The organism is Kribbella pittospori (assembly GCF_004331465.1).
GTDB classification, from domain to species: Bacteria; Actinomycetota; Actinomycetes; order Propionibacteriales; family Kribbellaceae; genus Kribbella; species Kribbella pittospori.
On the sequence record NZ_SJKB01000003.1, the window covers coordinates 403,169 to 420,327 of the forward strand.

18 protein-coding genes are annotated in these 17,159 nt (G+C 67.6%); 5 read left to right on the forward strand and 13 right to left on the reverse strand.

Annotated elements, in window-relative coordinates:
* The first annotated feature begins 1 nt into the window (after position 1).
* Positions 2 to 334, forward strand: a complete 333-nt coding sequence (locus E0H73_RS12255; protein WP_131354033.1) for an ArsR/SmtB family transcription factor — start codon at positions 2 to 4, stop codon at positions 332 to 334.
* Between the two features lie 118 nt (positions 335 to 452).
* Here E0H73_RS12255 and groL read toward each other — a convergent pair whose 3' ends face one another.
* The 9 genes from groL to E0H73_RS12300 all read right to left on the reverse strand — a co-directional run bounded on the left by groL (position 453) and on the right by E0H73_RS12300 (position 9,684).
* A complete protein-coding gene (groL, locus tag E0H73_RS12260) occupies positions 453 to 2,147 on the reverse strand; it encodes a chaperonin GroEL (protein ID WP_202867376.1) in 1,695 nt (564 codons plus the stop codon).
* Positions 2,148 to 2,169: 22 nt separating this feature from the next.
* Positions 2,170 to 3,195 carry an NAD(P)-dependent alcohol dehydrogenase gene (locus E0H73_RS12265; protein ID WP_131354037.1) on the reverse strand — a complete coding sequence of 342 codons (1,026 nt, stop codon included), beginning with the start codon at positions 3,193 to 3,195 and terminating at the stop codon, positions 2,170 to 2,172.
* 2 nt (positions 3,196 to 3,197) lie between these two features.
* The gene (locus tag E0H73_RS12270) at positions 3,198 to 3,905 is read right to left on the reverse strand and encodes an iron-sulfur cluster assembly protein (RefSeq protein WP_131354039.1); all 708 of its coding nucleotides are present in this window, start codon (positions 3,903 to 3,905) and stop codon (positions 3,198 to 3,200) included.
* Positions 3,905 to 4,948: an amidohydrolase family protein gene (locus E0H73_RS12275; protein WP_131354041.1), complete on the reverse strand. Its 1,044-nt coding sequence runs from the start codon at positions 4,946 to 4,948 to the stop codon at positions 3,905 to 3,907. Before E0H73_RS12275 ends, E0H73_RS12270 begins: the two co-directional genes overlap by 1 nt.
* Positions 4,949 to 4,962: 14 nt before the next feature.
* A complete protein-coding gene (gene mimD, locus E0H73_RS12280; RefSeq protein WP_131354043.1) occupies positions 4,963 to 5,337 on the reverse strand; it encodes a propane 2-monooxygenase effector subunit MimD in 375 nt (124 codons plus the stop codon).
* Positions 5,334 to 6,521: a ferritin family protein gene (locus tag E0H73_RS12285; RefSeq protein WP_131354045.1), complete on the reverse strand. Its 1,188-nt coding sequence runs from the start codon at positions 6,519 to 6,521 to the stop codon at positions 5,334 to 5,336. The genes mimD and E0H73_RS12285 overlap by 4 nt, the downstream gene beginning before the upstream one ends.
* A gap of 25 nt (positions 6,522 to 6,546) precedes the next feature.
* The gene (locus tag E0H73_RS12290; protein ID WP_202867337.1) at positions 6,547 to 7,602 is read right to left on the reverse strand and encodes an FAD-binding oxidoreductase; all 1,056 of its coding nucleotides are present in this window, start codon (positions 7,600 to 7,602) and stop codon (positions 6,547 to 6,549) included.
* A 91-nt stretch (positions 7,603 to 7,693) separates the two neighbouring features.
* The gene (locus E0H73_RS12295) at positions 7,694 to 9,343 is read right to left on the reverse strand and encodes a ferritin family protein (RefSeq protein ID WP_131354050.1); all 1,650 of its coding nucleotides are present in this window, start codon (positions 9,341 to 9,343) and stop codon (positions 7,694 to 7,696) included.
* A gap of 95 nt (positions 9,344 to 9,438) precedes the next feature.
* Positions 9,439 to 9,684: a hypothetical protein gene (locus tag E0H73_RS12300; protein ID WP_131354052.1), complete on the reverse strand. Its 246-nt coding sequence runs from the start codon at positions 9,682 to 9,684 to the stop codon at positions 9,439 to 9,441.
* Between the two features lie 162 nt (positions 9,685 to 9,846).
* Between E0H73_RS12300 and E0H73_RS12305 the strand changes: the two genes are divergently transcribed.
* A complete protein-coding gene (locus tag E0H73_RS12305) occupies positions 9,847 to 11,652 on the forward strand; it encodes a sigma-54-dependent Fis family transcriptional regulator (protein WP_165555610.1) in 1,806 nt (601 codons plus the stop codon).
* Positions 11,653 to 11,655: 3 nt separating this feature from the next.
* On the opposite strand, the gene E0H73_RS12310 is transcribed toward E0H73_RS12305, so the two are convergent.
* Positions 11,656 to 12,846 carry a mandelate racemase/muconate lactonizing enzyme family protein gene (locus E0H73_RS12310; protein WP_131354056.1) on the reverse strand — a complete coding sequence of 397 codons (1,191 nt, stop codon included), beginning with the start codon at positions 12,844 to 12,846 and terminating at the stop codon, positions 11,656 to 11,658.
* A gap of 156 nt (positions 12,847 to 13,002) precedes the next feature.
* Here E0H73_RS12310 and E0H73_RS12315 point away from each other — a divergent pair, with 156 nt between their 5' ends.
* The 3 genes from E0H73_RS12315 to E0H73_RS12325 all read left to right on the forward strand — a co-directional run bounded on the left by E0H73_RS12315 (position 13,003) and on the right by E0H73_RS12325 (position 15,268).
* Entirely contained in the window at positions 13,003 to 14,034 is a 1,032-nt protein-coding gene (locus E0H73_RS12315) for an LLM class flavin-dependent oxidoreductase (RefSeq protein WP_131354058.1), read from the forward strand.
* A 4-nt stretch (positions 14,035 to 14,038) separates the two neighbouring features.
* Positions 14,039 to 14,737, forward strand: a complete 699-nt coding sequence (locus E0H73_RS12320) for an NADPH-dependent F420 reductase (RefSeq protein WP_131354060.1) — start codon at positions 14,039 to 14,041, stop codon at positions 14,735 to 14,737.
* Positions 14,738 to 14,899: 162 nt separating this feature from the next.
* Entirely contained in the window at positions 14,900 to 15,268 is a 369-nt protein-coding gene (locus E0H73_RS12325; protein ID WP_131354062.1) for an STAS domain-containing protein, read from the forward strand.
* On the opposite strand, the gene E0H73_RS12330 is transcribed toward E0H73_RS12325, so the two are convergent.
* The 3 genes from E0H73_RS12330 to E0H73_RS12340 form a co-directional block, all read right to left on the reverse strand.
* Complete coding sequence (locus tag E0H73_RS12330; protein WP_131354064.1) at positions 15,269 to 16,132, reverse strand: EamA family transporter; 864 nt, start codon at positions 16,130 to 16,132, stop codon at positions 15,269 to 15,271.
* 86 nt (positions 16,133 to 16,218) lie between these two features.
* Entirely contained in the window at positions 16,219 to 16,908 is a 690-nt protein-coding gene (locus E0H73_RS12335) for a DUF4386 domain-containing protein (RefSeq protein ID WP_131354066.1), read from the reverse strand.
* Entirely contained in the window at positions 16,905 to 17,156 is a 252-nt protein-coding gene (locus E0H73_RS12340; protein WP_131354068.1) for a hypothetical protein, read from the reverse strand. Before E0H73_RS12340 ends, E0H73_RS12335 begins: the two co-directional genes overlap by 4 nt.
* Positions 17,157 to 17,159 lie beyond the last annotated feature (3 nt).

Genomic DNA, 17,159 nt, shown 5'->3' on the forward strand with positions numbered 1-17,159 from the left:
CATGACCGAGCCGACCAGTCTGCAGCTGCACGCCGCGGCCCGCACCCTAGGGCTGCTTGTCGCGCCCGTGCGGCTGCACCTGGTCTGGCTCGCCACCAACGGCGAGTGCGACGTGGGCACGCTGGCCGATCGCGCCGGCGTCAGCATCACCACCGCCAGCCAGCACCTCGCCAAACTCCGCCTGGCCGGTCTCATCTCCCTCCGTCGCGAAGGTCGCCGCCACATCTACACCGTCGACGATCCCCACATCGTGGCCCTGGTCGACCAGATCCTCGCCCACATCGCCCCCGACGGCACCCTAGCCCCCGACCCACCCGTCCGTCTCAGAGCCTGACCCGATCCGCTGCCCGGAAACTTTTCGTCGCCTGGCGGCACTTTGTTTCCGCACTGCGCACCTCAGGAGTGGCATCGCCGGCTCAAGCAGAAGGCTTGAGCCGGCGATGCATGGAGGGTCAGCCGACCGACGGGCCGAGACCCAGGGACTGGGGTGTGCTGGAGTCGGGGGAGGGCTGGTGCAGCCCTTCGTCCAGAGCGCCGTACTCGGTCATCAGGGAGGCGCTGCCGCCCCACGGCGTCTGCTCCTCGGCGATCAGTGTGTTGGTGGTGAGCAGCAGACCGGCGACCGAGGCGCCGTTCTGGAGGGCCGAGCGGGCGACGCGGAGGGGATCGACGATCCCCATGTCGAGCATGTTGCCGTACTTGCCTTCGAGCGCGTCGAAGCCTTCGTCGACTCCGAGTTGCGAGGTCCGTTCAAGGACCTCCGCGCCGTTGTAGCCGGCGTTCGCAGCGATCAGGTACGCCGGTTCGCGCAAGGCCCGCCGGACGATCTTCACACCGGTGGCGTAGTCGTCCTTGACGTCGAGACTGTCGAGCGCCGACTCCGCATGCAGCAGGGCCATCCCGCCACCGGCGACGATGCCCTCGGCCATCGCGGCGCGGGTCGCGGACAACGCGTCCTCGACCCGGTGCTGCAGTTCCTTCAACTCGGCCGGCGTCGGGGCACCGACCCGGATCACTGCGACCTTGCCGGACAGCGCACCGATCCGCTCGGTGAGAACGTCCTCGTCCACCCCGAACGTCGCCCGCTCCAACTCGGCGCGCAGCTGCGTGAGCCGGAACTCGACGTCCTTCTCGTGCCCCGACTCCGCCACGATCGCGGTGCGCTCCGCGGTGACCCGCACCTGGTCCGCCCGGCCGAGCTGCTCGAGTCGCATCGTCTCGAGGGTGAAGCCGGAGTGCCGGCTGTAGACCGCGCCGCCGGTGATCGCCGCGATGTCCTCCAGCTTGTGCAGCCGCCGGTCACCGAAGCCGGGCGCCTTGACCGCGACGCACTGGAAGAGGCCGTTCACGTGGTTGTGGACCAGCATGCTGAGCGCGGTGCCCTCGAGGTTCTCCGCGATGATCACCAGCGGCTTCGGTTCCCGCATGATCTTGTCCAGCAGCGGCATGATCTCCTGCACCTTGGTGATCTTCTCGCTGCACAGCAGGATGTACGGATCGTCCAGCACCGCCTGCAGGCTGCCTGGATCGGTGACCATGTACGGCGACAGGTAGCCGTTGTCGAACTCGAATCCCTCGACGAAGTCGACCCGCATGCCGTGCGCGGCCGACTCCTCGACGGTGACGATGCCGCCGTCGCCGACGGTGTGCAGGGCGTTCGCGATGACCGCTCCCACCATGTCGTCGTCGTTGGCCGAGATGGCCGCGACCCGGGCGAAGTCGTGCTCGGTGGCGACCGGGTGCGCCACCTCGCGGAGCCGCTCCACCAAGCGGGCCACGGCCATGTCGATGCCGCGCTTCACCAGTACCGGGTTGCCTCCGGAGCTGATCGCGGCCATGCCTTCACGGATGATCGCCTGCGCGATGACGGTCGCCGTCGTGGTCCCGTCGCCGACGATGTCGTTGGTCTTGATCGCGGCTTCCTTGACCAGTTGGGCGCCCATGTTCTCGAACTGGTTCTTCAGATGGATCTCCCGGGCGATGGTCACGCCGTCGTTGGTGACCACCGGTGATCCGGTGATCTTCTCCAGGATCACGTTGCGGCCCTTCGGGCCCAGGGTCGATTTCACCGCGTCCGCCAGCTGGTCCACTCCGGAGAGCAGCAGGTCGCGGGCCTGCTCACCGAATCGCAGTTCCTTGGCCATCAGAGCCCTCCCGGTCGGTCGTGACTTACGGAACGAGGATCGCGCGGCCGCGAACCCGGCCGGCGTCGAGATCGGCGACCGCATCGACGGCCGCGTCCAGCGGGTAGGTCCTGGTGTGCAGGGTGACCTTCCCGGCCTGGGCGAGCGCCATCAGCTCGGCCAGTTCGTTGAACGTGCCGACGATGTTGCCGATGATGTTGCGCTCGGTCGAGATGATGTCGAGGGTCGGGATCTGGACCTGGCCGCCGTACCCGATGACGAAGTACGAACCGGCCGGTGCGGTCATCGCGAAGCCGTCCTGCTCCGCGCCCTGCTCGGCGACGAAGTCGAGTACGACGTTCGCGCCGACGCCGCCGGTGAGCTCGAGGACCGTCTGCACCTGTTTGCCGTCAGCAACCACTGTCTGATCGGCGCCGAGCTGCTCGGCCAGCTTCAGGGCGTCGGGGTTGCGGTCGACGACGATGATCCTGGTCGCGGTGAGCGCGGCCAGGCACTGGATGCCGATGTGCCCGAGACCGCCGGCACCGATCACGACGCAGGTCGTGCCGGGCGGAAGGAGCGGGATCGCCTTGCGGACCGCGTGGTACGCCGTGATGCCGGCATCGGCCAGCGCCGCGACGTCCTGCGGCCGGGTGCTCGGGTCGAGCTTCACGCACGCGCGCGCGGACGTGAGCAGGTACTCCGCCATCCCGCCGTCGCTGTCGAGTCCCGGGAACGAGCTCTGCGCGCAGTGCATGTCGTTGCCCGCCCTGCAGGCAGCGCAGAGCCCGCAGGTCGGGGTCGGGTGCAGGATGACCGTGTCACCGACCTGGACGTTGGTCACCGCCGAACCGACCTCGTGCACCCAGCCGGCGTTCTCGTGGCCGATCGTGTACGGCAGGGCCGGGTGCATCGCTTCGGCCCACTGGCCCTCGATGATGTGCAGGTCGGTGCGGCACACCCCGGCGCCGCCGATCTTGACGATGACGTCCAGCGGGCCCTTGACGACCGGTTCCGGTACGTCGTCGATGACCGGCTGCTGGTGGTATCCGTGCAGTCGAACGGCCTTCATCCCTACTCCTCCTCGCCGACGCCGGCTTCGGCGTACCGGTGGCGCAGCATTCCCCTGCAGATGCCGGTGTTGGCCTCGATCCCGGTCCGGGTGACGCGGGCCAACCCGAGATGCCTCGTCGCCTCGGCACCGGTGATGGGGGAGCCGGTGCCGGGGTCGACGAGGAGCGGAGCGGAGGGGTCGGTGCGCAGCCCGAGTTCGGCCCGCCGCCGCAGCAGCCGCTCCTTTTCGGCAGACGCGGGGACGTCGCCGAGGGTCATCGTGGCGAGCCGGGCCGGATCGGCGCCGGCGGCCCGCAGCGGCCGGCACACCTGGTCCGTCCCGGCCAGCATCGCCTTGGTCACGAAGGTCCGGCGCAGCTCGTCCAGCTCGCCGGCCGCCTCGCCGTCGAACGACGCGGCGAAGCCGGCCCGTGCCGCCACGCCGGCGTTGATCTGGTCGGACGCGAAGTGGTCCACGAGCGCGACGTCGACACCGCGGACGCCGGGCAGGGCGGCGACCACGTCGTACGCGTCGGCGACCATCAGGAAGGCGAAGTTGGGCGCACAGAAGTACGTCGGCAGCCGCAACCGCACCACGACGTCACCGGCGGCCGACACGACGCAGGTGGACACGAAACCCAGCGTCGTGATCGGCTCGTCCAGCTCCGGGTCCCGGACCGCGTCCAGCGCGGTCAGGACCCGGGACTTCTCCCCGGCCACCGCCGTCATTACTGGGTGACCAGCTTGGCGTCGTCCTGCGCGGCCGGCTCCGCCTCCTTGAGCTGGAGCTCGTCGGGAACCTTGAGGTCGTACAGCTTCGCAGCGTTCAGGCCCAGGATCTTCTTCTTGCCCTCCACTCCCAGTCGTGGGTAGTCGGCGAACTCGTCGCCCTCGGGGAAGTCCCAGTCGACGAAGCCCTCGACCTGCCACTTCGGCTCCCAGATGCCGTAGTCGCTGCCGAAGGTCATCTTGTCCTCGCCGACCCAGAACAGCAGCTCGCCCATCACCTTCGCGAAGAACCGCGGCCGTGCGTGCATCAGGCCGCCGATGACCACCGACAGGCCGGCGTACACGTTGGGTTCCTGGGTCGCCATGAAGCAGAAGTCCTCGATCCGAGGCAGTCCCACGTGCTCGACGATGAAGTTGAGCTCGGGGAAGTCGGTCGCGGCGTGGTCCACGTCGGAGACGTCGAACGCGTCCTTGTCCAGCGGCCAGATCGTGGGGCCCTTGTGGACATGGATGTTCTTGATCCCGAACTCCTGCGCCTTCTCCAGATAGCGGTACGCCGCGGGGTCGGTCAGCTTGTAACCCCGGGAGCCGGCGTTCCACTCTGCCGTGTAGAGCTTGACGCCGCGCGACCCGTACCGCTCGACGTTCGCCTTCAGTTCCTCGATGCCGGCGTCACCGTCGCGCGGGTCGAACCGGGTGTTGAGCACGAACATGCCCGGGTGCTTCTCGCCCAGGGCGGCGTTCTGCTCGGTGGTGTTGAAGCCCTCGGTGTACCACTCCTTCAGGTACGTCGGCTGGAAGATCGCCACGTCCACGTAGCCGTCCTCGAAGACGTCCTTCATCAGGTCGTCCTCGGTGTAGCTCATGAACTTCTCGATCGGCCAGTGGGTCTCCTTCGGCGCCAGACTCATGTACGCGTGGAAGCATTCGATCCAGCCCTTCGCGTACTGCTCCGCACCCGGGACCCAGTTGTCCGGTCCTGCCTTCCAGAAGTGCATGTGGCTGTCGACCACGAAGTACTTCTCACCGTTCTTCTCGTACACGGAAGACCCCCTTGTCAGCTGGATGCGGTCAGGTCGAAGCCGATGTACTCGGCAGCGTCCTCGGGGTTGGCGAACATGATGGTCCGGTCGTCGAGGTGGACCATGCGGCCGTAGTGGGTCGACATGTTCTCCTCGAACTCGGCCTGGTCGAAGTACCCGGGCTCCTCGCCGAGGGCCTCGGAGATGTCGTCGTAGACGAAGTCCATCCGGCCGACCGCGTCGACCCGGATCATCGACGGCAGCGGTGTCACCGTGACGTTGTCCAGGGGGCGCATCACGTCGGCGACGACCGCCCCGACCTGGTTGTTCATCAGCGTGACGCCACACCTGTTGGACGCGGTGTTGTCGGACTTGAACGGGCTCTCGACGACTGCCTTGAGCGTGGTCACTGTGCCAACTCCTTCGGTTCCTCGAGGCCCAGCGAGACGACGATGCCGCTGAACCTGCTCTTCACGCGGTCGAGCCCGTCCTCGAACCGCGGCGGTTTGGCATCCGGCTGCGACCACAGCGGCTGCAGCGCCCGGGCCGCGGCGAGTGACTTGGTGGTCCACGTGCTCGCCCAGTCGGTCAGGATCGCCTTGTTGTGGCCGGCGAACTCCCGGTCGTTGGTGAGCAGCTCGAACATCGCCGTGGTGTAGCGCAGGTCGCGCTCGGCGAAGTCGTACTCCGCCGCGCCGATGACCGTCGGCGTGACGAAGTCACCGTTGCGCGGTGCCGCCTGCTGGACCAGCTGGCTGCGGAACAGTTCGCCGACCAGCGGCTCGAACACGATGTTCGCGGCGAAGATCGCCTCGCACCAGTCGTCGATCGCGGTCAGTTGCTCGGCCAGGTCGCGGACACCCTGCCAGGCCGGGTCGTTGTTCCACGTCTCCAGGTGGGCGCTGCCGTCGAACCCCTCGAGCTCCTCGGACAACGTGAGGTTGTACAGCGCCAGGTCCTGGGCGGCCCGGATCCGGTGCATGCTGTTCACCGAGATCGCGTTGTTGTGCATGTTCGTCGGCGCGCGCCGGTTCGCGTTCGCGTACAGGTACAGACCGAGGCCGTGGTCGACGTGCATCCAGGCACCGATGTGCTGCTCGACGAAGCGGACCCAGTTGGCGTTCCACTGCTCGAAGGCCTTGGACGCCTTGGCGGCCTCGACGTTCTGGGTGACCTGGCGGACGACGTTGGAGTTGTAGCGGTAGAGCGTGAGCTCCCACTCCTCGTTCGGGTCACGGAACTCGTGCCAGCCGGTGGCCGGCCACTCCTTGACGATCATGCCGCCGCTGCCCGGTCCGCGCTCGGGTGAGGGCTGGTCCGAGCCCCACGCCTTCAGCACGGTCCAGTCCAGCGGGTAGCCGCCGCGCCCGTCGGCGAACCCGTAGAGCCAGCCCTGGGTCAGGTAGTGCCGCGGATCCGGCTGTACGTCGACCGTGACGTCCTCGTAGTGGCTCTGCTTGCGCTTCTGCGGCTTGTAGTAGTTGTACCGCCGCGAGTTCGAGTCCGGGAACTCCCGGGCGCCCGCCTCGGCATCGGTGAAGACCGGCTTGGGCACACTGCGTTCGAACTTGGGTGCATCCTGTGTGGTGGTCATCGGCTCTCCCCAATCTTGTGACAGCTCATCGCGTCGGGGCCTCCAGCACCTTCGAGTCACCGGCGTCGCCGGTCGTGGTGAACTTGTCGTAGTAGATGTGCTTCGTGACGACGCCCAGCCCTTCGAGCAACGGGATCGCGGCCTCCACCATCGGTGGCGGACCGCAGACATAGGCGTCGGCTCCGGCCAGATCCGGTTCGTGCCGGCGGACGACGTCGGTGATCAGACCGACCTCGCCGTCCCACTCGGCGTCCTCGGCAGGCTCGGACAGCGCCGGTACGTACTTGAACCCCGGCAGCACCTCCTGCAGCGCCCGGAGTTCCTCGTCGAAGCACAGATCCAGGTGGGTCCGGGCTCCGTAGTAGTAGGTCGCCGGCCGGTCGATCCCGCGCTCGGCCATCGAGCGCAGCAGCGACAGGATCGGTGCCATCCCGGCGCCACCGCCGACGAAGACGATCCGGGCGCCCGGATTGTCCCGCAGGGTGAAGACCCCGAACGGCCCGCTCAGCTGCAGCCGGTCGCCGACGTTGAGCCGGGTGTCGAGGAACTCCGAGAAGACTCCGCCGGGATAGACCTTGATCACGAACTCCAGCTGCCCGGAGTCGCGGCTGGTCGTGTTCGCCATCGAGAACGATCGGCTCGCCTCGCTGTCGGGGACCAGGATGTCGACGTACTGACCGGGGAAGAACTTGAGCTCGCCGGGGTCGGTCAGGCGCAGGACGAGATGACGCAGGTCGTGGGTGACCGGGGTGATCGCGACAACCTCCGCGACCCGGTCCTGGATCGGCAGCCCGGACCGGATCATGTCCTCGTCGTAGTTGAGCAGCTCGATGGTCAGGTCCTCGTACGGATGGGCCCGGCACAGCAGCGTGTAGCCCTCGTCCAGTTCGTACTCCGGCAGTGCGAACGTCGAGTAGCGGTCCAGCTCGATGTCCTCGCCGTCCAGGACGAACGACTTGCAGGACGAGCACTGGCCCTCTTTGCAGCCGTGCATGAGCATCACACCCTGCTCGGCCGCGGCGCGCAGGATCGTCTGATCCTCGTCGACCTCGATCTCGATGCCGACGGGCTCGAACCTCACGACATGCTTATCGCCCATGGTTCCTGACGTCTCTGCGGGGACGGACCGGGGCGGGCGGACACGGGGGTGCCCGCCCGCCCCGGGGAGGGGATCACGCGTCGGCGGGTGCGCGGCCGGCGGGGCCACCACGCACGTAACGGGCAGCGAACGCGGTCCGCTCGTCGTCGCTCATTTCGTTCAGCAACACGTTCGGGCTCGCCAGCGGCGGGCACTTGCGCAGGTGATCGAGCGTCCACATCTTGTCCGGGTTCAGGTCGAGATGCGGCTGCGCGACCATGGTCTTGCCGTCGTCCCGCACGAAGCCCATGTCGGAGACCACGTCGGCCCAGTTCCAGCCGTGGTACAGCGTCTCCCACTCGCGGTGGCCGATCAGCTTGCCCATGTTCGGCGTCTGCCGGCCCTGGTACGTCGGCCGGAAGGCGACCTCATCGGTCCAGCGGCACATGTCGTGGCAGTAGGTCCGCCACTGGCCGTCGACCTTGGCCATCACCATGTCCTCGCGGACCAGGCACGGGACCATGCAGGTCCAGCACCGGTGCGGGTACTCGTAGTCGACGTCCTCGAAGACGATCGGCTTGTGCCCGTTCGGCATCGACAGGCGGTTGTAGTTCTCCCACCAGGCGCCGTACTTGTCGTACCAGCCGGGGTACTTGTACTCGAACCACTCGAAGTCCTTGTCGGTCATCGGGTCGATCCGCCAGTAGTTGGCCAGCCAGCCGGTGGCGAAGAACTGCGCCACCTCGTGCACGTAGCCCTTGTTCCAGATCTGGTTCCAGGACTCCTCGATCAGATCGTGCGGGATCTCGAGGCCGTACTTCTCCAGCGGCACCAGGTAGCTGCGGTAGTAGTCGTCGTAGATCCAGCGCCGCCACATCTCCGCGTAGCTCTCGCGGTCCTTGCGGCGGTCCTTGGTGCCGTACTCGATGAAGGTGCCGATCGCGGCGTCGACGACACGGTGGTTGTTCCACCACGCGTAGCGCAGGTCGCGGGCGAGCAGCTGGTGGTTGCCTTCGTCGGCCAGTGCCATCAGCAGCGTCGCGTAGCCGTTGCTGATGTGCCGGGACTCGTCGGACTGGACCGAGTGGAACACGGTCGGCAGCAGGTAGTCGCCGTTCGCGGCCGCCTCGGCCGGCATGGCGACGAACAGCGTGTTGGTGAATGCCGTTTCGGCCACGATGGTCAGGTAGATACTGGCCGCCGTGATGGCATCACCGGTGATGAATCCCTCGGCGAACTGACGGCCGATGGTGCCGCAGTAGTCGCTCTGGAAGTTCCGCAGGCTGGAGTTGAAGCCGGCGGGGTCGATGTAGTTGTTCATGTACAGGCGCTTGAGGTTCTGCTGGATCGTCGAGTGCCGTACCTCGTCGATCATCTGGATCGCCTGGCCGTTGTGCAGTTCCGGGTTCGGCACGGTCCGGAACAGCAGCGGCATCGCCCGGGCGGCCGAGATCTCCGGCAGCGGGATGATGCTCAGGAACAGCTTCTGCCACTCCAGCCAGCGTTCCTGCACCTGGCGGAACATGTTTCCGCGGATGGCTCCGTCAGAGGCGCCGTACACACGGTGGTCCTTCTCTTCCTGCATCGGGAAGTACGACCGCAGGACCTGCTTCAGTGGATCCTTCTTCTGCGCCTTCTGGAACGTGTAGTCGGTCCCGTAGTGCGAGACCGGCTCGTGATACGCAGGTTCCCAGGACAATTCCTGGATCTTCTGGTGGGCCTTCGCCACACTTTGGCGACTCATGGCACTCCTCACACTCGTGGCCGACTGCACTTGCAGTACATCGCCGGTGTGACCGCCGTGGAGGTCTCAAATTGAGATGACGGACGGTCACCGGCTCAGGGGTTGCCGAACATCGCCTGTCTGAGCTCCGCCAGCCGCGCATCCTTGGCCAGCGCGATCTGTTCGTCACCCTGCGGGTCGGGCTGGATCCCGAACGCCTGCAGGAGAGCTGCGGCCGGCTCGCCCGGGTTCCCGGTCGTTCCGAGGACCGGATGGAGCCCGGCGTCGGCCAGGTGCTCGAAGACGACGTTCACGACAGTCCACGGGTTGTAGGTCTCGCGGCTCGGGACAGCGCTGTCCATCGCAACCTCCTGATCGCTACTTCGATCACAAGCCCGCCAGGCCCAAATGCGTGTCTCAATCTGAGACGCCAACGGCGCCGGACTGCACTACGCTCGAACTGCGAGCGACCGGTGGGGCGGTGGCACTTCCGCACCCGTCCCCGCCGGGCGTCAGGAGGCCCTGTGGAAGAACTCGTGCTCCCGACGGAAGACGACAGCGGGCGGGCCGCAAAGGCACGGCTGAACTTCCTCACGCTCGACCCGGTCGGGCCGAAGGACGTCCGGCCGTCAATCCTTGCCTCCTGGGTGAGGTCGCGGCGGTGGAACCTGCCGGCCGATCGGATCGCGCTGCCCTACGTCGCGGATCCCGACCTGGAACTTCCGTTGTCCAGGAGCGCGAGACCAGTCCTCCAGCAGTTGCACGAACACCTTGCCGGTCAACCGATCAGCGTCATCCTGACCGACCGGACGGGCCTCGTGCTCCAGCGTCTGACCGCCGACGCCGAACTGGCCCGGCACCTGGACAAGGTCCATCTGGCGCCGGGCTTCAGCTATGCCGAGGAGTTCGCCGGGACGAACGGAATCGGGACCGCCCTCGAAGGCGGCGGACCGATGCATGTCTTCGGGCACGAGCACTACGCCGAGGATCTCGAGGACCTGGCCTGCGCCGGCGTACCGATCAAGCATCCGGTCACCGGGAAGACGGTCGGCGCGATCGACCTGACCTGCTGGCGCAAGGATGCCGGGACTTTGCTGATCGCGCTGGCCAAGACCACGGCCGACAACATCAGAGCGGCGATGCTGACCGACAGCTCCACTCGGGAGCTGGCGCTGCTGCAGGCGTACCGGCAGAGTGCACGCCGGCTCGGCGACATGATTCTCGCGGTCGATGACGATCTGCTGCTGATGAACGCCAAGGCCCGGCAGTGTCTCGACGCCACCGACCAGCGAGCGGTTCTCGGGTACGCCGGGGAGTTACTGGCGCGCGGTGGCACGGATGCGGTCGTGGTCGAGTTGCCCACCGGGAGCTGGGTCAGGATCAGCTGCCGCCCGATCGCGGTCGGCGCGCGGGACGAGGCCGGCATCATCCAGGTCAGCCCGCACAACGCCGGCACGGAGAGCCGGATGCCGACCGCGACGCATCGTCCACCGCCCCGGCCGGTCTTGCCCGGGCTCGTCGGCCGCAGTGCGCCGTGGCTGGGCAGCAGTCGTGAGGTCGACAACGCGTGCCGGGCTGGGCAATGGGTCGTACTCACCGGCGAGCGTGGTGTCGGCAAGGTCGCGCTCGCCCGCGCCGCGCACCACCAGAACAACCCGGCCGGCCTGTTCCACATCGTCGACGCCGTCGGCTCGAACGGCGGATTCGGCGCGGAGCTGGAGGCCGAGCTGGCCGACGACATGGTTCAGGCGCTGGTGATCCGGCACGCCGACCGCCTCGGCCCGCGCGATGTCGAGGCGACGATCGAGGCTCTGTACGACGTACTCGAACGCCGGCCGTCCGAGCCGCCGTGGATCGCGCTGACGATGACGTCGGACGGCACGGACCTCCCCGACCTGGGGGAGTTGCTGGCGCTGTTCCCGCTGACCGTCGAGGTGCCACCGTTGCGGCACCACATCGAGGACGTCCGCGAACTCGTCCCGTACGTCCTCAACCAGGTGAGCCACGGCGACCTGAGCTGCTCACCGGAGGCGATGCACCAACTGATGCGCTCGTCGTGGCCCGGCAACACCGGGGAGCTGTGCCAGGTCCTCAAGCAGGTCGTCCTACGGCGCCGTCGTACCGGCGTGATCATGCCCGCCGACCTCCCGGCCCGCGTCCAAGCCATCAGCCGGCGCAGCCTCAGCCAACTAGAGGCCCTCGAGCGCGACGCCATCATCCGCAGCCTCGTAGCCAACGACGGCCACAAAGGCCGAGCCGCCAAGTCCCTCGGCATGTCCCGAGCCACCATCTACCGAAAAATCCACGACTACGGCATCCAACCCCCGTAAGTCTCACCGCCTGGTGACGATCCGTTCCACCGTGTCGCTTTCGGGGAGGCCGTCACGGAGGCGGACGCCGTGGCCTGGGGTGTTGGAGATGGTGATGTGGCCGTTGGTGATTTGGGGGAGGCCTTCGACCAGGTCGGTGTACCAGGTTCGGAGGAAGGCTCGGACTGTTTCTTGGATGAGGCCGTTGGGGGAGGCGAGGGTCAGGTGGGTGCAGGCAGCCAAGGAGGCGGGGCCGGTGCAGTCGTGGGGGGCTATGGGGATGCCGTAGGTGTCGGCGAGTGAGGCGACCTTGCGGGCTTCGGTGAGGCCGCCGGTCCATTGGACGTCCAGGGTGGCTACGTCGATCGCGCCGGATTGCAGGAGAGAGGCGAACCCGCGCCGTCCGACGGCTGTCTCGCCACAGGCGATCGGTACGTCGACGGAGGACGCCAGCACCTGGAGAGCGTCGACCGCGTCGGAGCGCATCGGGTCCTCGACCCAGTACGGGCGGTACGGCGCGAGGGCCTCCATGATCGTGGTCGCGGCGCGGCGGCTCCACAGGCCGTGCAACTCGACCATCAGGTTCATGTCCATCCCGACCTCGGACCGGATCGACTCGATGACGGCAAGGCCTCGCTGCAGGTCGTCATGGCCGATCGTCAGCCCACCGGTCGCCTCCGCGGCCTGGTCGAACGGCCAGACCTTGAGACCGCCGATGCCCTCGTCGAACAGATCCCGTGCGAGGGCCGCGGGCCTGGTCATGAAAGCCTCGAGATCCTCGTACGGGCGTTGGTCGGCGGAGCCATCCGGGATGCCCCAGTTGTCCGACCGCTGCCGCGTGCTCGAGCCGATGTACCCAGGGCCGGCGCACGTGTTGTAGATCGGCACCGACGTCCGTACCGGACCACCGAGCAGCGCGGCCAACGGCAGACCGGCGTACTGCCCGAGCAGATCCCACAACGCGAGGTCGACCGCAGCGTTGCCGCGCACCTCCGCGCCGGCGCCCTGGAATCCGAGGTACGGCGTGAGCGCCTGCGCCATCGCCTCCGGGGTGGGATCCTCAGCCTGCAGCACCACCTCGGCGGCGGACTCGTGGATGTACGCCTCCACGGCGCGGGCGGCGAAGAACGCCTCCCCGAGCCCGATCCGCCCGTCGTCGGTATGCAGGCGCAGAAACATCAGATTCGGCTGGATCCGGGGTCGGATCGTCTCCACGGCGGTGATTCTCACAGCGGCTCGCACCTGCCTCAGGCGTCGGGGATCGTCCGGACCATCCTGGCAGCGGCCTGGAATGAACGCGGGCCGGCGGGTGTTGACACGTCAACCTAGAATTGGTCAGGCTGACGTGGACGGCAGATGGGAAGTGGACGGATGAGCGACCTCGTGTTCGGGCTCGACACCTTCGGGGACATTCCGGAGGGTGACAACGGCGAGCTGGTGCCGGCCGCGGCGGCGATCCGGCAGGTGGTCGAGGAGGCCGTGCTGGCCGACCAGCTCGGCGTGGACGCGATCGCGCTGGGGGAGCACCACCGGCCGGAGTACTCGATCTCGACACCGGAGACGGTGCTGGCCGGGATCGCGTCGAAGACCGAGCGGATCAAGCTCGGATCCGGTGTGACGGTGCTGAGCTCCGACGACCCGGTCCGGGTGTTCCAGCGGTTCTCGACCGTGGACGCGCTGTCGAACGGACGGGCCGAGGTGATCCTGGGTCGCGGTTCGTTCACCGAGTCGTTCCCGCTGTTCGGTTACGACCTGAAGGACTACGACGTTCTGTTCGAGGAGAAGCTGCAGTTGTTCGTGCGGCTGCTCGACGAGAAGCCGGTCAGCTGGGAAGGCACCACCCGTGCCGCGCTGGACAACGCCGAGGTCTATCCGAAGACCGAGTCCGGCCACTTGAACACGTGGGTCGGCGTCGGTGGATCGCCGCAGTCCGTCGTCCGTACGGCGTACTACGGCCTGCCGTTGATGCTCGCGATCATCGGTGGAGCGCCGGACCGGTTCGCGCCGTACCTCGATCTCTACAAGAAGGCGGCCGAGCAGTTCGGCACGGTCGCGCACCCGGTCGGGATGCATTCGCCGGGCTTCATCGCCGACACCGACGAGGAAGCGAAGGAAGTCTTCTACCCGCGGTACAAGGTCATGCGCGACCGCATCGGCGCGCTGCGTGGCTGGCCGCCGATCAAGCGTGAGGAGTTCGACGCCGAGGTCGCCCACGGCTCGATGTACGTCGGATCGCCGGAGACTGTCGCCCGCCGGATCGCCGAGTCGGTCCAGAAGCTGGGCGTCGGCCGGTTCGACCTGATCTACAGCGCGGGTCCGGTGCCGGCGAGCGCCCGGATGAAGGCGGTCGAGCTGTACGGCACCAAGGTCATTCCGATGGTCCGTGACATCCTGGCCGGGTGACAGGATGGTCGACAATCCTACGATCGGCATCCTGGGCGCAGGCAAGGTCGGGACCGTCCTGGCCCGCCTCGCAGTCGCGGCCGGTTACCGGGTCCTGATCGCCGGGTCGGGTGACGTCTCGAAGATCGCGCTGATCGTTGAGATCGTCACGCCGGGCGCCGTCGCGACGACGGCGGCGGACGCGGCGGCGCAGGCCGATGTCGTGATCCTCGCGCTGCCGCTGGGCAAGTACCGGACTGTTCCGGTCGAGGCGCTGCGCGGCAAGCTCGTGATCGACGCGATGAACTACTGGTGGGAGGTCGACGGCCTCCGCGACGACCTGACCGATCCGCGGACGTCGTCCAGCGAGATCGTGCAGGACTTCCTGCCGGAGTCGCGCGTGGTGAAGGCCTTCAACCACATGGGCTACCACGACCTCGACGAGGGCGGCCGTCCGCACGGATCGCTGGACCGCAGGGCCATCGCGATCGCGGGCGAACCCGCGGACACGCCAGCGGTTGCCGAGCTCGTCGACGCGCTGGGCTTCGACCCGGTGGTCGCCGGCCCGCTCGCCGAAGGCATGCGACTCGAGCCGGGGACCGAGCTCTTCGGCGCGAACGTCCCCGCGGACGAGATCGCAGCCATGCTCACCCGCTTCCCCGAGACGCCGCGCGGGCAAGCGGTCAGCGAGGCCAGGGCGGTGGACTCCCGGCTGACGGCGTGACCCACGCCTCGGTGTCACGGCGCATATGGATGGGTACGGGACGTATGCACGTGGCATGTCGAAGGGACGGCCCGCAGCACGTTCGAGGAGTTCTCAGTGAAAGCAGTGAGGCGTTCGGGGGCCGGGCATGTGAGTACACCGCGCGTGGTCCGATCTGCCAACATGCCGACGGACGTGAGTGGACCGTTCGTCTGTGGTTGGTCGGCGGTCGGGGACTGCGCGGTGGTTCGCGTCGCGGGCAGGATCGACGACGTCAGCGCGCCGACGTTCGAGACCGAGTTGCACCACGTGATCACCACCAAGCGGCCGACGCTCGTGGTCGATCTGCGCCGGGTGAGTCACATGGATCGTGTCGGGATCGAGGTGCTCAGGACCGCCGGTGACTTGGCGGTCCAGCACGACGGATGGCTGCGGGTCGCCGGCGCGGCAACCTGGTTGGCCGAGCTGTTGTCGGACCTGGGCGAGCGGATCCGCCAGTATCCGAGTCTCGCGGACGCGCTCCCGTCGTACCGGCCGGCTCCTTCTACGTGATCACGTCTTCTCGTGGTGCAGCGCGACCGCTGCGACGATGATCGCGACTGCTGCGATCTCGGGGAGGGTCGGGATCTGACGCAGTACGACGGCTCCGATCGCTGTCGCCGTCGCGGGCAGCAAGGCCAGCATCAGGGCGAACGTTGATCGTTTGAGCCGGGCCATCGCGAGTTGATCGCTGACGTACGGGATGACCGACGAGCAGACCCCGACCCCGATCGCCGCGGCCAGTAGCTTCACGTCCGTGAACGCCGGTTTGGCTTGCATGACGCCGATCGGCAGGGCGATCACGGTGGCGATGCCCATCGCGAGTGCCAGTCCGTCGATCCTGCGCAGTCCGTCGACGCGCGATACGCGGTGTCCGAGTACGACGTACGCCGCGAAGAGGAGCGCGTTGAGCGCAGTGCAGAGCAGGCCGATCCAGTCCCGGGACAGTCTGATGTCGGTGAGGATGTAGACCCCGGCGACGGCGAGGACGAGCGCCAGCAGGTTCCGCAGGGTGCGTACGGCGATCGCGGCCAGCACGATGACGGGCGCGAACTCGGCCGCGGCGACCGTTCCGAGCGGGACCCGGTCGATCGCCAGGTAGAAGCTGCAATTCATCACCGCGAGGACGACGCCCCACCCCGCCAGCAGTGTGCGGGTCGCGGGGTCCAGCGATCGCCATGCTCGCAGCGGTCGGCGCCAGAGCCAGAAGATCGTGCCCGCGGCGGCGATTCGCAACCACGCAACGCCGAGCGGCTCGATCCGCGTGAAGAGCAGGACCGCCAGAGCCGGCCCTAGATAATGGAAGATCGCACTGACGACAAAGTACGTCTGCGCAGGTACGACATCCACGATCGCGGTGTCCCTGGTCCTTCGCACCTCATCACGGTAGGAAGCGGACACCTCGGACGACCATGGCGTTCTGGTAAGTCCGAGGTGCCCGATACCTCCGTAGTGAAAGGTTCTCAGACCCGTCGGAAACCCTTCGTGGTCATGTAGATGCCGACGGACAGTTCCCAGGCCGCGACGGGCAGGGTGGCGAGCAGGGACCAGCCGGACGTCTGGGTGTTGTGGCCGAAGACGGTGAGCAGGTTCGCAGTGAAGAGGAGCGGTGCACCGATGAGGCCCATCGTCGGGATGATGCGGGGGACCAGACGGGACCGGTAGAGCAGGGTGCCGAAGAGGATCGCGTTGACGGTGGCCATGAAGCCGGGGCCGAACAGGAAGGTCCAGTCGCGGACGGCGACCAGCGCCTGACCGGTGGCGACGTCGCCGGCCTGGTCCTGCCGCAGCGTGACGAGGGCGAGCAGGCTGACGACGCCGATCATGACGATGGCGGCCTCGAGCATGCGAGAGGTGACGAAACCGAGCGCCAGGGACTCGTTGCGTCGCTTCACCACCGGATACACCGCGACCGCGGTGCCGATACACGTGACGGCGTTGACGAAATCGAGGAAGCAGCCCCACAACACGCGGGTGTCCTGCCCGGCACTGGTGATGTAGCCGGCGTCGTTCAGCACCGGGCTGAGCAGCAGCAGCGCGGGGATCGAGGCGGCGAACGTGAGCAGGTAGAAGATCCCGCCGGCCCGGGCGTTGTTCCTGGTCGGGTCTGCGGTACGACGGTCGGCGGATGCGGTCGATGCGGTGATGGTCATGACAGTTCTCCAGGTGATGAGTGCTTCGCCGGATCGGAGTCGATCCGGGCGAGGGACAGCAGCGGGAGGCCGAGGTCGCGCAGCTTCTGCAGTACGCCGTGCAGTGCGGCCTGGTCGGCGACCCGGCCATGGATGACCGTGGTCCCGTCGGCGGCGCTGGTGACGGTCAGGCCGTCGAACCAGGACGCCCACCGCGGGTGGAGCTGCCCCTGCAGTCGGATCTCGTACCAGGCTGAATCGTGCGACATGCC

Bases quoted from the DNA above. Each gene is read 5' to 3' on its own strand.
- E0H73_RS12255 (WP_131354033.1), top strand. From the start codon at position 2: ATGACCGAGCCGACCAGTCTGCAGCTGCACGCCGCGGCCCGCACCCTA.
- E0H73_RS12265 (WP_131354037.1), bottom strand. From the start codon at position 3,195: ATGAAGGCCGTTCGACTGCACGGATACCACCAGCAGCCGGTCATCGAC.
- E0H73_RS12270 (WP_131354039.1), bottom strand. From the start codon at position 3,905: ATGACGGCGGTGGCCGGGGAGAAGTCCCGGGTCCTGACCGCGCTGGAC.
- E0H73_RS12285 (WP_131354045.1), bottom strand. From the start codon at position 6,521: ATGACCACCACACAGGATGCACCCAAGTTCGAACGCAGTGTGCCCAAG.
- E0H73_RS12295 (WP_131354050.1), bottom strand. From the start codon at position 9,343: ATGAGTCGCCAAAGTGTGGCGAAGGCCCACCAGAAGATCCAGGAATTG.
- E0H73_RS12300 (WP_131354052.1), bottom strand. From the start codon at position 9,684: ATGGACAGCGCTGTCCCGAGCCGCGAGACCTACAACCCGTGGACTGTC.
- E0H73_RS12315 (WP_131354058.1), top strand. From the start codon at position 13,003: ATGAGCGACCTCGTGTTCGGGCTCGACACCTTCGGGGACATTCCGGAG.
- E0H73_RS12320 (WP_131354060.1), top strand. From the start codon at position 14,039: ATGGTCGACAATCCTACGATCGGCATCCTGGGCGCAGGCAAGGTCGGG.
- E0H73_RS12325 (WP_131354062.1), top strand. From the start codon at position 14,900: ATGCCGACGGACGTGAGTGGACCGTTCGTCTGTGGTTGGTCGGCGGTC.
- E0H73_RS12335 (WP_131354066.1), bottom strand. From the start codon at position 16,908: ATGACCATCACCGCATCGACCGCATCCGCCGACCGTCGTACCGCAGAC.
- E0H73_RS12340 (WP_131354068.1), bottom strand. From the start codon at position 17,156: ATGTCGCACGATTCAGCCTGGTACGAGATCCGACTGCAGGGGCAGCTC.